This window comes from Flavobacterium sp. 316 (assembly GCF_000967805.1).
In the GTDB taxonomy this organism is placed as follows: domain Bacteria; phylum Bacteroidota; class Bacteroidia; order Flavobacteriales; family Flavobacteriaceae; genus Flavobacterium; species Flavobacterium sediminilitoris.
Window position 1 is genome coordinate 192,677 of record NZ_JYGZ01000002.1, and the last position, 14,977, is coordinate 207,653.

The window sequence follows — 14,977 nt, forward strand, 5'->3', positions numbered from 1 at the left end:
AATTATCAAAAAACAAACAAAACAAATGCCAAATGAAACTCTATTTTTATTTAACGACAACTATTTTATGCTCCATTTTTGGTTATTCTCAGAAGTTTAATGGAAAAGTAATAGATGCTTTTGGAAACTCAATTGCAGATGTTTATGTGTATAATGAATCGACAGAAGCACATGCACACACAAATGAATTTGGAAATTTTACCTTTTCAAATGTAACCATTAATGATACTTTTAAACTAACAAAATTAGGATATAAATCAATAAATTTTAATGTTTCTCAATTAGATAAAAAAGTAGTATTAACGATGGAAGAAGAAATATTTAAGCTTTCTGAAATTACACTTTCACCAAATGTTAACATTAATTCCAATATCATGAAAATGGATTTGACTACGAATCCAGTAAACTCATCTCAAGAAATTCTTAGAAAAGTTCCAGGACTATTTATAGGTCAACATGCAGGTGGTGGAAAAGCAGAGCAGTTGTTTTTGAGAGGCTTCGATATAGATCATGGAACAGACATTGCAATTACTGCCGATGGAATTCCTGTAAATATGGTATCTCATGCTCACGGACAAGGTTATGCCGATTTACATTTTGTAATTCCAGAAGTAATTAATAAAATTGATTTTGGAAAAGGACCATATACTGCTTTAAAAGGAAACTTTGCAACAGCAGGTTATGTAGATTTTGTTTCAAAAGATAAATTAAATGAAAGTAAAATAAGTTTAGAAGTAGGTCAATTTAATACTATTAGAACAGTTGGATTGTTTGATTTGTTAGGGAATTCCCCAAAATCAAACGCTTATATTGCCACAGAATATATTGTTACAGATGGGCCATTTGAATCTCCTCAAAACTTTAATCGTTTTAATCTTTTTGGAAAATACACAACCATTTTAGAAAATCAAACAAAATTAAGTTTCATAGGATCGCATTTTACAAGTAAATGGGACGCTTCTGGGCAAATTCCAATGCGTTTAGTTAATGATGGAACAATCTCTCGTTTTGGAGCGGTTGATGATACAGAAGGCGGTTTTACATCTAGAACAAATTTGGCTTTTTCAATGGACAAAATGATTGATGAAAATAGTTTTGTGAAAACAAATGCTTATTTCTCAAAATATGATTTTACATTATTTTCAAACTTCACTTTTTTCTTAAATGATCCTGTAAATGGAGATCAAATTAAGCAAAATGAAAATAGAACTCTTTATGGATTTAATACAGAGTATAGCACAAACAAAGTGTTTACCAATTATAACTTAAAAATTCAATCAGGAGTAGGAGTAAAAGTGAATTCAACTAAGGATTCTGAATTGTCGCATACATTAAATAGAAATACAGTTTTAAATTATATACAATATGGAGATATTGAAGAATCAAACTTTTTCGGATATATAAATACTAATTTCCAATTTGAGAAATTTACAATTAATCCAGGATTACGATTAGAGTATTTTAAATTTAATTATCAAGATAAATTAGCATCTACTTATAAAACACTTTCAAATGATAAAGCAAAAATATTACCAAAGCTAAATTTTAGTTATGCTCAAAATGAAAAAATAGTTTATTTCTTAAAAACAGGACTAGGATTTCATTCAAACGACACAAGAGTAGTGCTGCAAGAAGATAAAGAGATATTACCATCTGTTTTTGGAGCCGACTTAGGAACAATTTGGAAACCCAATTCTAATTTAATTATTAATACAGCTATTTGGAGTTTATTTTCAAATCAAGAATTTGTTTATGTAGGAGATGAAGGTATTGTTGAACCATCAGGAAAATCAAGAAGAATAGGAGCGGATCTTGGAATTCGTTATCAGTTAAATGACTTTGTGTTTTTTGATTTTGATGCTAATTATGCGTTTGCAAGAAGTATTGATGAACCAAACGGATTTGATTATATTCCATTAGCTCCAAATTTTACTTCTACAGGAGGAATAAGTATTAAAAATTATAAAAAGTTTTCAGGAAATATGCAATATCGATTTTTAGGAGATCGTCCAGCTAATGAAAATAATTCTGTTGTAGCAAATGGTTATTTTATTTCTGATTTATCATTAAATTATCAAATTAATAAATCCATTCAAATAGGTGTAATTGTTAATAATGTTTTTGATACTAAGTGGAATGAAACTCAATTTTTAACAGAATCACAGTTGCAAACCGAATCGCAAAGTGTAGAAGAAATTCATTTTACACCAGGAACACCATTTTTTGCTAAAATAAAAATGACCTATAGTTTTTAAGTTCACTTAGGGTTTTATAAATTTGAACCCCATGAAAAAAGATGTAGCGTTATTAGAATATTTAGAAGGTTTTATTTCAGAGAATAGAAAACAACGGTTTTTAGACATTCTTAAAAATAGAACCAAACACTTTACTGTTGCTGTAGAAGATGTATATCAAATGCATAATACTAGTGCTGTAATGCGTAGTTGTGAAGTTTTTGGAATACAAGAGTTAAATGTTATTGAACAAAAATACAGCAAAACTATTGATAAACAAATTGCTTTAGGAGCAGAGAAATGGGTAGATATTAATGAATTTTCTAGCAATAAATCATGTATTGATGCATTAAGAGGGAAAGGTTATCAAATTATAGCCACAACACCGCATAATGAATCTTGCTTCCTTCATGAGTTTGATATAACAAAACCTTCTGCTTTATTTTTTGGAACAGAAAAAGAAGGATTATCTGAAGACGTAATGAAAAATGCAGATGGATATTTAAAAATTCCAATGGTAGGATTTACTGAAAGTTTGAATATTTCTGTTTCAGCAGCTATAATCATTCAAGATTTGACAAACAGACTTCGGAATTCTAATATTAATTGGAATCTTACAGAAGAAGAAATTATTCAAAAACGATTAGATTGGACTAGGAAAACAATAAAAGACATTGATTTTGTGGAAAGTAGATTTCGTGAAAGAGATAATTTCTTATAAAAAAACACGAATTATTATTTTCTGTTTTCCAAAAATTATTTGTTTTTCTTTAGAATTTTATATTCTTCATAGCAAGAACTAATAGCTTCAAGAATTTGTAAATCATTAGCCGATTTTATAAAATATTCCGAATAATTACAGTTTTGAAGAATAAGAGGAATATCGTCTTTGTCTATTTCTAAAAGTGCAGCAAGAGTTTCTCTATCAAATTTTGTTGAAAGTAATTCGCGTACAGTATCATCTTTTTTCATTTCTCTAAGTTTTCTCATTTGTTTTGGTCTTTTACCAAAAGCATTATAGAGAAAATCAGCAGGATTGAAAATGGCACCTAAAACTTTTGTAACAGCACTTGGCGATTTGTCTCCAGCTTCATAACCCGCATCAAGGCCAGAAATACTGTATCTATAGGTGTTTTCATCAACAGGAATAAGTTTTGTATCAACTTCAACATAACCTGTTAAATTATATTTAGAAATAATCACTTCCTCAAGCGCATATGCTTTTTCTGTAAGTGTAATTTTTGAAGATTTATTTTTTACCCAGTCATTGGTAACTTTTACTTTTAAAGTTTCAAATCCTAAATAAGAGAATAACAAAGTGTCATTTATTTTTGCATTGATTTCAAAATAACCATTTCCATCACTTATAGTTCCACTTACTTTTGTAGTGTTTATAACGTGTACGTTGTTTATTGGTAACTTTGTTTCATTGTGAACAACTGTCCCATGAAGAGTTGTTGTCAAAGTATCATTTTGGCTAAATGCCAAATTAGATAGTAATGCAAAAAGTAAAATTGTAAAATATCTCATGCGGTAATTATTGATTCAAAAATACAAATCAAAAATAGATATTTACTTGTTTTTTCTTTTTTTATAAGAAAATTAACGAATAAAATATTTAGTCTCAGATATTAAGTTTTGATTATGGTTCTTTTAGAATTGATTAAGGATTTAAATTCATAAAAAAGTCCTGCATTTGCAGGACTTTTTTTAATGAGTTAACTTTTTGAAAAGTTTTGGATTAGTATTCAATTTTTTTAATTTATCTGGAGTAATTGATGCTTCAATACTCGCTTTTACTGATTTTGATATAACAGCTTTGCGCTCCTCGTTTGTACTTTTTGAAAGTTCATCATGCTTATAATAAAATAACCTATAGAAATCGCTTAATTCAGTATCGCCTAACTCTAGGTATTCAGTAATCTCTTTAGCATCACTTTTAGCTAATAAAGCAATCTCTTCTCTTACTTCTTCTTGTTGAGCAAATGAATTCATAGTGAAAGCAAAGAATAAAACCACAAAAGCAAATATTTTTTTCATTTTTTAAAGGATTTGTAATTATTAACCACCAAATCTATATTATTTTTAGTTCTAATCCAAAAAATATCTTAAATTTTTACTTTTCATCTTTATTGCTTTTTATTCGTTTAGCATGTTTTTTCGCTTTATTTGATCGTTCTTTTTTATTGTTTTCCCATTTTTCCATTTGAGCAGGAGTTAATATGTTTTTTAATTTACTCTTCATTTCAATTTGGTTGTCCAAAGCTTTGTTTTTCATTTCAAATCGCTCATCGCTAGATAATTTTTCTCCTTTTTCTTTACGCATTTTTAATTCATTTCTTTTCGCTTCTCTTTTTTTAGCTTGTTCCAAGAAAATAGGTTTAATTTCTTTTTGCTGCTTTTCTGTTAAGTCTAAATCTAATGTCATTTTTTTTACATGAAGTTCAGCCATTTTTTCAGAATCCATTCTTTCTTTTCTGTTCTCTTTTGATTGAGAAAATGCTAATGTGCTAACTAGTATAACTAGTGTTAGAAATACTTTTTTCATAATTATTATTTTTTAATGATTTAATTATTAGACAGATAATTTTTAAAAAAGTTTAATTGATAATCCATAAAAAAATAAAATTGAAATTAATCAGTTAGTTTTTCTATTCTCGTTTGTATATTTGCATTGTGAGAAAAACGATGTTCATTTTAGCATTATTTATACTGGTGAAACCGGTAATTCCAGTATTGGATTATATTGTTAATTATGAATATATTGCAACTGAACTTTGTGAAAATGTTGCAAAACCAGAACTTAACTGTAATGGTAAGTGTCATTTAACAAAAGAACTCGCAAAAGCTTCAGAATCTGAAAAACCAATTTCATCAGACAAAAAACAAACAACACATCAAGAAATTGAATTGCTGTTTTGTAAAGAAATTGACGAGTTAAATGTTATGTTTAACTTTAGTTTTTTAGATAAAATAAAGCAAACTTTCTATCAAGATTTGTACAAATCGGTTGCTTTATATTCAATATTTCATCCTCCTATTTTTATTTCTTAAAGTTTTACGAAAAGAATAATCCTTTAGAATGTTTAATTAGGCTTGTTCTTAAAAAGCGTTATTAAATTAATTCAATTTTTGAGTTAGTTAGGATTCTTATGTCCAAAATTGTTTGAAGAATTTTTTAATCAAACACATCAACTTTAATAAAAAATAAAAATAGATTATAATGAAATTTCAATTTAAAAACATAATAGCTTTATTGTCAGTATTCTTAGTGTTAACTTCATGTTCTAATGATGATGAGGTTGTAAATAAAGAGAGTATAGGAAGTATAAAATTAGAATTTGATCAAATATATAACGATGCAAATTTTGCAGCAAACACACCTTATACAAATTCAAACGGAGAAGTTATTAAAGTTACAAAAGCAAAATATATTGTTAGTAATGTGCAATTAACAAAAGATGATGGTTCTATCTATACAGTTCCTAAGAGCGAGAGTTATTTTCTTATAGATGAGCTAACACCAGCAACAACTTTAGTTCAAATTCCAAATATTCCAGTAGGAAATTATACAAAAGTAACCTTTGGAATAGGAGTAGATGAAGAGCAATTTAATTTAGGAGCAACAGGACAAGGCAATTTTTTAGAAATAGCGCAAACTGCAGGAATGATGTGGTCTTGGAGCGCAGGATATAAATTTGTTGCTTTTGAAGGAACTTTTACATCTGCTACAGTAACTTCTGATACTCAATTTAAAGTGCATACAGGAAAAACGGGTGATAATTATAATTACACGGCTGTAACATTAGATTTGCCTGATAATGCTTTAGTAAGAGAAAATATTGTTCCTCAAGTACATATTATGACTGATTTATCTCAATTAATTGATGGAACTAATAAAATGAATCTTTCAGAACAAGCAACCATAATGGGAGGGAATAAACTAGCTTTAATTACGGCTAATATTTCAAATATGTTTGAAGTACATCATGTTCACAATGACTAAATAATTATAAAAGCTGTTGGTTCTTATCAACAGCTTTTATTTAAAAATGATAAAAAAATGAAAGCAAAATATATAATATTGCTCTTTTTTCCTATTCTTTTTAGTTGTTCAAGCGAAAGTAATGATGATGAATATCAAAATATACCTATAGCGTTTCAAGTTCCAGATAATTTTCCACCTTTATCTTATGATTTGTCCAACAATCCGTTGACAGAAAAAGGATTTGAGTTAGGAAAGAAGCTATTTTATGAAGGTCGTTTAGCTTCAGATGGAATCGTTTCATGTGGATTTTGTCATATTCAAGAAGATGCATTTACGCATCATGGTCATACCTTTAGTCATGGAGTAGGAGATAATATAGGAACTCGAAATACACCACCTATACAGAATTTAGCTTTTCAAAGTGCTTATATGTGGGATGGAGCAACAACACATTTAGATTTACAACCAATAATTCCATTAACTAGTGAAATAGAAATGAATGGGAATTTTGCAGATGCTGTAAGTATGATGAAAGCAGATGCTCAATATCAAAAACTATTTAAACAAGCTTTCCCAGATGGAGAAATTAATTCGGAAAATATGTTAAAAGCTTTGGGGCAATTCATGGTTATGGTAACATCTTCCAATTCTAAATTTGATAAATTCAGAAGAAATGAAGAAGGAGGAGTATTAACAAACGATGAGCTAGAAGGATATAATCTATTTAATCAAAAATGTGCTTCTTGTCATGCAACAGATATGTTTACTGATAATTCATACAGAAATAATGGTTTAGCTATAAATCCAGTTATTAATGATGTAGGAAGGTATAGAGTTACAGAGTTAGAGCAGGATAAATACAAATTTAAAGTGCCAAGTTTAAGAAATATTGAAAAAACAGCACCTTATATGCATGATGGACGCTTTTTTACTTTAGAAGCAGTTTTAAATCATTATAATTCTGGAGTGGTTAATTCTACAACATTAGACGCTTCTTTAAATGAAAATGGAACATTAGGAATTCCATTAACAAATATAGAAAAAACACAACTTATTGCATTTTTAAAAACACTAACAGACTATGAATACTTAACAGATAGTCGCTTTTCAGAATATTAAAAAAATGAAGAAAATAATAATAATTTTTGTACTTATCTTTCAATTTGGTTTTGCTAAAGAGAAAGATACGCTTTCGATAGAAAATCCATTTTTAAAACACCATATTCAGTTTGAAAAATATGATTTTTGCGATGCTTGTGGTTGTTCTGCAAGCGGAGGAAGTATGGGTTTTGCTTCTATGTTAAACACTAATTTTGTAGGGATTCGCTATTTTAATCAATCTTATGAAAGTAATGACGGTTTATATAGTAATTCTCCTTGGTACAAAGAAAATTTTAATACAGTTCAACTTTGGGCAAGAATTCCTGTGGTGAAAAACGTACAAGTTTCAACTTTAATTCCGTATCATTTCCATTCTAGAGAAAGAGCTGTTGGAAGACAAAATATAGATGGTTTAGGAGATATCACAGTTTTAGCGATGTATCAACTTTATGAAACTAAAAAAGATAGTACTTCTTTTGTACATTCTTTGCAAATTGGAACAGGAGTGAAAATACCAACAGGAACGTTTGATGAAACAAACTCAGGAGCAGTAAATCCAAGTTTTCAAGTAGGAACAGGAAGTTGGGATTATCTTTTAGCAACAGAATATGTAATTAAACATAAACAATTTGGGTTAAATTCTATGCTAAATTATGTAATTAAGACAGAAAATGATAAGAATTATCGTTTTGGTAATCAATTAAACTATGCAAGTACGTTGTTTTATTGGTATGAAGCATCAAAATTCGTTATTGCACCACAAATAGGGATTGCAGGAGAAGTATATGCAGATAATTATCAGCATAATCAAAAACTTAGAAATACGGCTGGAGATATTTTATTTGGCAAACTGGGTTTTGAAGTAGGAAAAGATCAATTTTCTTTTGGAGCTAATGCTATGTTGCCTATAAATCAAAATCTTACTGGCGGAAATGTAAAAGCAAATTATCGTTGGAGTGTGAATTTGAATTATAGTTTGTAATATAAAAAAGGAGCTTTTAAAAGCTCCTTTTTTAAATTTTTGATTAGAGGAATTAATTATTTCCCTAAATATTCAGCAATTTTAGCATCGCCATCTACTTTAATTTTCATTAAACCATGCTTAGTGATTCCTTTGCTTGCAGCATCCCATTTTTTGCCACTTAATTCCGATTTTATTTTTAAATCGCCAATAGCAATTCCTTCATTAGCTTTTAAAATTTCTATGATATGTTTTTCATCTTCTGTTAATTCAGGTCCTTTTTTCTCAGGACGCATTTGAGGAAAGAATAAAACTTCTTGTATTGATGCATTATTAGTTAAAAACATCATTAATCTATCCATTCCAATTCCTAATCCAGATGTTGGAGGCATACCATACTCTAAAGCACGTAGGAAATCTTCATCAATAATTCCATTTGCTTCATCATCACCTTTCTCAGCAAGAGTCATTTGATTTTCAAAACGTTCTCTTTGATCAATAGGGTCGTTTAACTCAGAATAAGCATTTGCGATTTCTTTTCCACAAACCATTAATTCAAAACGTTCAGTTAAATCAGGATTATCTCTATGTTCTTTACATAATGGAGACATTTCTTTTGGATAATCTGTAATGAATGTTGGTTGGATAAAATTTCCTTCACATTTTTCGCCAAAAATTTCATCAATTAATTTTCCTTTACCCATAGTTTCATCTACCTGAATTCCCATAGATTTAGCTGCTTCAAATAATTCAGCTTCGGTTTTTCCAGTAATATCAAAACCTGTAAACTGTTTAATAGCATCAGTCATGGTCACACGAGCATAAGGTGCTTTGAAATTCACATTTTTATCTCCAAAAACAACTTCAGTTGTTCCATTTACTTGTAAAGCACAATATTCTAATAAATTCTCTGTAAATTCCATCATCCAGTTGTAATCTTTGTAAGCTACATAGATCTCCATTGCTGTGAATTCTGGATTATGTGTTCTATCCATTCCTTCATTACGGAAATTTTTTGAGAATTCATAAACACCATCAAAGCCACCTACAATTAATCTTTTTAGGTATAATTCGTTAGCAATCCTCATGTATAATGGGATGTCTAAACTGTTATGATGTGTTATAAAAGGTCTTGCTGCTGCTCCGCCAGCAATTGATTGTAAAACAGGTGTTTCAACCTCCATATAGCCTGCTTCATTAAAGAAAGAGCGCATAGCGTTAAATAATTTTGTTCGCTTTTTAAATACCTCTTTTACTTGTGGATTTACAACCAAATCTACATAACGCATTCTGTATCTCAATTCTGGATCAACAAAAGCATCAAAAACCTGACCTTCGTCATCTGTTTTTGGTAGAGGTAATGGACGTAATGTTTTGCTTAGAAAAGTTATATTTTCCACGCGAATACATTTTGCTCCTACTTTTGTAGTAAACAATTCTCCTTTAATACCTATAAAATCGCCTAAATCGGTTAGTTTTTTAAAAACCTGATTGTATAACGTTTTGTCCTCACCTTCACAAATAACATCTCTATTTAAATACAATTGGATTCTTCCTTCACTATCTTGTAGTTCAGCAAAAGCAGCTTTACCTTGATCGCGAACACTCATTAATCTTCCAGCAACTACAACCTTTTTATTTTCTTCAAAAGTTTCCTTAATCTGTTTCGAAGTATGATTCACAGGGAATAAGTCCGCAGGATAAGGGTTGATACCAAGTTCACGTAAAGCTTTAAGCTTTTCTCTTCTAATGATTTCTTGTTCTGAAAGTTGCATATAATTAATATATAATTGTAATTAAGCGAGCAAAGATAATAGATTTTGTTACAAGATTCAAGTTTAGAGTTTCAATATTAAGGATTTTTGTAGCGAATAGTTTGGATGTTCTTGCTTTCCGTTTTCCTGCCTTACATTTTATCTTTTTTTTCAAAAAAGGATGCTATTTCTGTCAGGGCTAAGAAGGAAGTATTTGTATATTTGCAATACTAATTTTCAATATACTCATTGTGATTCAAAATAAAAAAATACAACTGCAAGATCTAGGATATAAAGATTATCAAGAGGTTTGGGATTATCAAGAAGAATTATTTAAAGGAATTATTGATGTAAAAGTTAGAAACCGTAGGGAAGAAGCAAATCTTCAAACACCTAATTATTTTCTTTTCGTAGAGCATCCACATGTATATACATTAGGAAAAAGTGGGGATTTATCAAACTTGTTACTTTCAGAAAAACAATTAGAAGCAAAAGGAGCTACTTTTTATAAGATAAATAGAGGAGGAGATATAACATATCATGGACCAGGTCAAATAGTAGGTTATCCTATTTTGGATTTAGAAAATTTTTTTACTGATATACATAAGTATTTGCGCTTTTTAGAAGAAGCTATAATTTTAACATTAGCGGAATATGATATAATAGGAACTCGAAGTGAAGGAGAAACAGGAGTATGGCTAGATGTAGGAACTCCGTTTGCAAGGAAAATTTGCGCTATGGGAGTTCGCGCAAGTCGCTGGGTAACTATGCATGGATTTGCATTAAATGTTAATGCAGATTTAGGTTTTTTTGATAATATTATTCCGTGTGGTATAAAAGGAAAAGCGGTTACTTCAATGCATGCTGAATTAAATGCTCAAATAGATGAAAATTTAGTAAAAGAGAAAGTTGTAAAGCATTTTTCAGAACTATTTGAAGCGGAATTTAGTAGTTATAAAGGTTTATAAATCTAAAGTTAATTGTTCGGGTAATAATTTAAAACTCATTCTATGATATTTTGTGGGACCATATTTTTTTATGGCTTCACGATGTTCTTTTGTAGGGTACCCTTTGTTTTTTTTCCAATTATACATTGGAAATTCTTCATGAATTTTATCCATATATTCATCTCTATATGTTTTTGCTAAAACAGAAGCAGCTGCAATACTTAAATATTTAGAGTCACCTTTTATTATACTTTCATTAGGGATTTTTTTTAAAAATTCAATTTCTTCAAGTGTGAGTTTTTTACCATGAGTATTCTTTAGGTCTAATTTTGAGAAAATAGCTCTGTTTCCATCTACAATAATGTATTCTGGAGTCGTTTTTAATTTTAAAATAGATTCTTGCATTGCTTTCATTGAAGCATTTAATATATTTATTTCGTCAATTTCCTCATTATAGATATGTGTAAAAGAAAAAGCTAAAGCTTCTTCTTCTATAATTGGTTTTAACTTAAATCTATTTTTTTCTGATAACTGCTTGGAATCGTTTAATAAATCTGATTTGAATTCTATAGGGAGAATTACAGCAGCAGCAGTTACCGGGCCAGCGAGGCAACCTCTCCCAGCTTCATCTGTTCCACATTCAAAAGTAAAAGATGTATGTCGATTGATTAACATTTTTTTTGCAAAAATATAATTTTTACGCAACCTTTTTGCGGTTTTAACATCTTAATAGTGTTAGTTTTGTTGTTAGTTTTTTTTGATAATTAAATTTTAACACTTTTATATTAATAATATTCCGAAGTATTATTTGGTTATTTAAGAAATTATTAAGAAGTTTGCTAAATAACTAACTCAAAAAAATTTAATATGAGATCGAAGTTTAAATGGATTTTTACGCTGATAGTAGCGTTTGTAATGCAGTTTTCGTTCGCACAAGAGAAAACTGTTTCAGGTGTCGTTTCTGATGCATTGGGACCTTTAGCAGGGGCTAATGTTGTTGTTAAAGGGACTAATAAGGGGACAACAACTAATTTTGATGGTGGCTATACTATAAGAGCTAGTCAAGGAGATGTGTTAGTTGTTTCTTATGCAGGAATGGATAGTGTGTCGATTGTTATAGGTTCAGGAAGTACTTATAACGCCAAATTACAAGAAGGACTAGAACTAAAGGAAGTTGTGGTCGTTGCATATGGAGTGCAAAAAAAGGAAGCTGTAACAGGGGCTATAAGCACTCTTACTTCCGATGTGATTGATAATCAACAAGTTACTTCTCCTTTGAAAGCGTTGCAAGGAACTGTTTCTGGTGTGACTATGGTTAATCAAGGTGGGCAGCCAGGTACAAATCCAGAGATTAGAATCAGAGGTTTCTCTAGTTTAACAGCTGAAGCAGGGCCTTTGTATGTAGTGGACGGTACTCCTTATAATGGTAATATAAACTCTATAAGTCAGGATCAAATTGAGAGTATTACAGTTTTAAAAGATGCTTCTTCAGCTTCTTTATATGGTAGTAGAGGTGCTAATGGTGTTATTTTAATTACAACTAAAAGAGGTAAAAGAAATACTGCTCCTAAGATTAATTTAAGATCTCAGATAGGTTTTTCTGATTTAGCTGTAGGACTACATGATAGAATAGGTACTGAAGATTTAATGAAATTGACTTGGGAAGCAATTAAAAATTCTAATCTTGATGCAGGTCAAGATGTGGTAACGGCTTCTTCTAATGCATCTTCTCAATTAATAGATCGTTTAGGTTATAATCCTTATGGGGTTTCAAATCCTATAGGAGTTGATGGGCAATTAATAAATGGAGCTAAATTATTGTGGGAGACTGATTGGCAAGATGAAATTTTGAGAAAATCAGCAATAAGAACAAATCATAGTTTTGATATTTCTGGAGGAGATGATAAGACTACTTATTTTCTTTCTTTGGATTATTTGAATGAAGATGGACCTGTTGTTACTTCTGATTTTGAAAGAATAACTTCAAGGCTTAATGTCGATTCACAATTAAAAGATTGGTTAAAAATTGGTATGAGTTCAGGTGTTTCGTTTTCGAATTCAGGAAATCCTGATCAAACAAGTGGAAGTACAACTCAAAGTATAGGTTGGATTTATAGTTTGTCAAGTATTTATCCGTTATATCAGAGAGATCAAAATGGTAGTTTAGTTTATGATCAAAATGGAGGGGTGCAATACGATTTTGGTAATGGATCGATCCCTGGGCAGTCTGTTAATAGTGTTAGGCCTGTAAATGGAGGGGAAAACGCTGTTGCTAATTTGTACTTGGGAGATGAGCAAAGAAAGAGAACTAGTTTATTGACTTCTGGATATGCAGAAGTTAGGTTGTTCGATTTTTTGACATATAAAGGTAGACTAGGATATGAAAACTTTATGTTTGATTCATATAGTTTTAATGATGATTTATACGGAGCGGCTTCTTCAGTTGGAGGAAGAGTTAATCAAACAAGAAATATTACTACAACATTAAATGCTACTAATGGTTTGTATTTTAATAAAAAAATAAATAATCATAATATATCATTAGATGCTATTACTGAAGCTTATTCATTGAAAATAGATCAATTTCAAGCACAAGGTACAGGTTTCTTGCCTGGAGTTCAAAATCTGAATGGAAGTACAGTGCCAGAAGGAGTTTCTGGAACGATAATTGAAGAAAGAATTAATAGTTATTTAGGTAGGTTAGGTTATAATTATAATGAAAAATATTTTGCAGAGTTTAGTGCTAGAACTGATGGCTCAACCAGATTTGATAAAGATGTAAGATGGGGTAGCTTTTATTCGGTTGGAGGAAGTTGGATAATTTCTAGAGAAGCATTTTTAAATGAGAGTAAGTTTGTTAATTATTTGAAATTGAGAGCTTCTTATGGAGAATTGGGGAATAGTAACTTAGGAACTAATTATTTTCCATATCAATCTCTTTATTCTACAGGATGGAATAATGAAGGGAATCCAGGTTTACTATTGTCTGGTTTAGCAGATATTAATATAAAATGGGAAAAGACAGCGTCTACAAGTATAGGATTAGATTATGGTATTTTAAATAATAGAATTACAGGGTCTATTGACTATTATAATAAGAAATCTATTGATTTGATTTTAAATAAACCTTTAGCAACTTCATTAGGTGTTCAAGATATAACAACTAATATTGGGTCTGTTAAGAATTCAGGTTTTGAGTTTGTAATTAATACAAAAAATATTAGTACAGATAACTTTGTTTGGAATACTAGTTTAAATCTTTCTAAAAACACAAATGAAATTTTAAGTTTAGTTGATGAAAATGGTATTGATAGAGGTTCTAAAAGATGGGAAGTTGGAAGATCTATTTTTGATTTTTATATAGCAGAATGGGCTGGAGTTGATCCTGCAGATGGTAAGGCAATGTGGTATGAAGATGTTCTAGATGTAAATGGGAATGTTGTTGGGCAACAAACAACTAAAGTTTATGCGGATGCTACAAGAAAGTTCTTTGGTACTTCATTACCTGATTTTGAAGGTGGCTTTTCATCATATTTAAAGTATCGTCAATTTGATTTGAATTTAATCTTTAATTTTAGTGTTGGTGCACAGATTTTAGATACGGATTATTCAGGTATTACTAATTCATTTAGTAGACCAGGGGCTAATGCGCACCCAGATGTATTTGATAGATGGCAAAATCCTGGAGACGTTACTGACTATCCAAGATTAACAATAGATAATAATGATAGTAATGCAAGGTCAACTAGATATTTGTTTGATAATGATTATTTAAGATTAAAGAGCTTAACTTTAGGTTATAGTTTACCTTCAGAATTATTGTCTAGAACAGGAATAGATAATGTTAGATTATTTATTCAAGCAGATAATGTATTAACTTTTCAATCACATAAAGGTATTGATCCTGAACAAAGTTTTGATGGAACTACTAATAGAAGATCTCCACAATATAGAACGTTTACTACAGGAGTAAAAGTCTCTTTTTAAAAAAT

At 29.9% G+C, this 14,977-nt stretch carries 13 protein-coding genes; 8 read left to right on the forward strand and 5 right to left on the reverse strand.

Going from position 1 to position 14,977, the window contains the following annotated elements; genetic code table 11:
• Positions 1-32 precede the first annotated feature (32 nt).
• Positions 33-2,255 (forward strand): TonB-dependent receptor domain-containing protein, encoded by a 2,223-nt coding sequence (locus SY27_RS04560; protein WP_045967653.1) that lies wholly within the window; start codon positions 33-35, stop codon positions 2,253-2,255.
• A 31-nt stretch (positions 2,256-2,286) separates the two neighbouring features.
• Positions 2,287-2,955 carry an RNA methyltransferase gene (locus SY27_RS04565; protein ID WP_045967654.1) on the forward strand — a complete coding sequence of 223 codons (669 nt, stop codon included), beginning with the start codon at positions 2,287-2,289 and terminating at the stop codon, positions 2,953-2,955.
• Between the two features lie 35 nt (positions 2,956-2,990).
• Here SY27_RS04565 and SY27_RS04570 read toward each other — a convergent pair whose 3' ends face one another.
• The 3 genes from SY27_RS04570 to SY27_RS04580 all read right to left on the reverse strand — a co-directional run bounded on the left by SY27_RS04570 (position 2,991) and on the right by SY27_RS04580 (position 4,782).
• A complete protein-coding gene (locus SY27_RS04570) occupies positions 2,991-3,764 on the reverse strand; it encodes a carboxypeptidase-like regulatory domain-containing protein (protein WP_045967655.1) in 774 nt (257 codons plus the stop codon).
• A 180-nt stretch (positions 3,765-3,944) separates the two neighbouring features.
• A complete protein-coding gene (locus tag SY27_RS04575) occupies positions 3,945-4,274 on the reverse strand; it encodes a hypothetical protein (RefSeq protein WP_045967656.1) in 330 nt (109 codons plus the stop codon).
• A 76-nt stretch (positions 4,275-4,350) separates the two neighbouring features.
• Positions 4,351-4,782: a hypothetical protein gene (locus SY27_RS04580; RefSeq protein ID WP_045967657.1), complete on the reverse strand. Its 432-nt coding sequence runs from the start codon at positions 4,780-4,782 to the stop codon at positions 4,351-4,353.
• Positions 4,783-4,949: 167 nt separating this feature from the next.
• Here SY27_RS04580 and SY27_RS04585 point away from each other — a divergent pair, with 167 nt between their 5' ends.
• From SY27_RS04585 to SY27_RS04600, 4 genes are all read left to right on the forward strand, one after another.
• Positions 4,950-5,288, forward strand: coding sequence for a hypothetical protein (locus SY27_RS04585; RefSeq protein ID WP_235270887.1), 339 nt, complete (start codon positions 4,950-4,952; stop codon positions 5,286-5,288).
• A 169-nt stretch (positions 5,289-5,457) separates the two neighbouring features.
• A complete protein-coding gene (locus SY27_RS04590) occupies positions 5,458-6,240 on the forward strand; it encodes an MbnP family protein (RefSeq protein WP_045967661.1) in 783 nt (260 codons plus the stop codon).
• Between the two features lie 57 nt (positions 6,241-6,297).
• Positions 6,298-7,341, forward strand: a complete 1,044-nt coding sequence (locus SY27_RS04595; protein WP_045967663.1) for a cytochrome-c peroxidase — start codon at positions 6,298-6,300, stop codon at positions 7,339-7,341.
• A 4-nt stretch (positions 7,342-7,345) separates the two neighbouring features.
• Positions 7,346-8,305, forward strand: a complete 960-nt coding sequence (locus SY27_RS04600; protein ID WP_045967665.1) for a transporter — start codon at positions 7,346-7,348, stop codon at positions 8,303-8,305.
• 56 nt (positions 8,306-8,361) lie between these two features.
• On the opposite strand, the gene lysS is transcribed toward SY27_RS04600, so the two are convergent.
• A complete protein-coding gene (gene lysS, locus SY27_RS04605) occupies positions 8,362-10,059 on the reverse strand; it encodes a lysine--tRNA ligase (protein ID WP_045967667.1) in 1,698 nt (565 codons plus the stop codon).
• A gap of 230 nt (positions 10,060-10,289) precedes the next feature.
• Here lysS and lipB point away from each other — a divergent pair, with 230 nt between their 5' ends.
• On the forward strand, positions 10,290-11,006 hold the full coding sequence (gene lipB, locus SY27_RS04610) for a lipoyl(octanoyl) transferase LipB (protein WP_235270888.1): 717 nt from the start codon (positions 10,290-10,292) through the stop codon (positions 11,004-11,006).
• Here lipB and SY27_RS04615 read toward each other — a convergent pair.
• Positions 11,001-11,660 carry a ribonuclease HII gene (locus SY27_RS04615; protein WP_045967669.1) on the reverse strand — a complete coding sequence of 220 codons (660 nt, stop codon included), beginning with the start codon at positions 11,658-11,660 and terminating at the stop codon, positions 11,001-11,003. The genes lipB and SY27_RS04615 overlap by 6 nt on opposite strands.
• Before the next feature lie 192 nt (positions 11,661-11,852).
• On the opposite strand from SY27_RS04615, the gene SY27_RS04620 reads away from it, so the two are divergent.
• Complete coding sequence (locus tag SY27_RS04620) at positions 11,853-14,972, forward strand: TonB-dependent receptor (RefSeq protein ID WP_045967671.1); 3,120 nt, start codon at positions 11,853-11,855, stop codon at positions 14,970-14,972.
• Positions 14,973-14,977 lie beyond the last annotated feature (5 nt).

Bases quoted from the DNA above. Each gene is read 5' to 3' on its own strand.
- SY27_RS04615 (WP_045967669.1), bottom strand. From the start codon at position 11,660: ATGTTAATCAATCGACATACATCTTTTACTTTTGAATGTGGAACAGAT.
- SY27_RS04620 (WP_045967671.1), top strand. From the start codon at position 11,853: ATGAGATCGAAGTTTAAATGGATTTTTACGCTGATAGTAGCGTTTGTA.
- SY27_RS04565 (WP_045967654.1), top strand. From the start codon at position 2,287: ATGAAAAAAGATGTAGCGTTATTAGAATATTTAGAAGGTTTTATTTCA.
- SY27_RS04595 (WP_045967663.1), top strand. From the start codon at position 6,298: ATGAAAGCAAAATATATAATATTGCTCTTTTTTCCTATTCTTTTTAGT.
- SY27_RS04580 (WP_045967657.1), bottom strand. From the start codon at position 4,782: ATGAAAAAAGTATTTCTAACACTAGTTATACTAGTTAGCACATTAGCA.
- SY27_RS04600 (WP_045967665.1), top strand. From the start codon at position 7,346: ATGAAGAAAATAATAATAATTTTTGTACTTATCTTTCAATTTGGTTTT.
- SY27_RS04590 (WP_045967661.1), top strand. From the start codon at position 5,458: ATGAAATTTCAATTTAAAAACATAATAGCTTTATTGTCAGTATTCTTA.
- SY27_RS04570 (WP_045967655.1), bottom strand. From the start codon at position 3,764: ATGAGATATTTTACAATTTTACTTTTTGCATTACTATCTAATTTGGCA.
- SY27_RS04575 (WP_045967656.1), bottom strand. From the start codon at position 4,274: ATGAAAAAAATATTTGCTTTTGTGGTTTTATTCTTTGCTTTCACTATG.
- lysS (WP_045967667.1), bottom strand. From the start codon at position 10,059: ATGCAACTTTCAGAACAAGAAATCATTAGAAGAGAAAAGCTTAAAGCT.
- SY27_RS04560 (WP_045967653.1), top strand. From the start codon at position 33: ATGAAACTCTATTTTTATTTAACGACAACTATTTTATGCTCCATTTTT.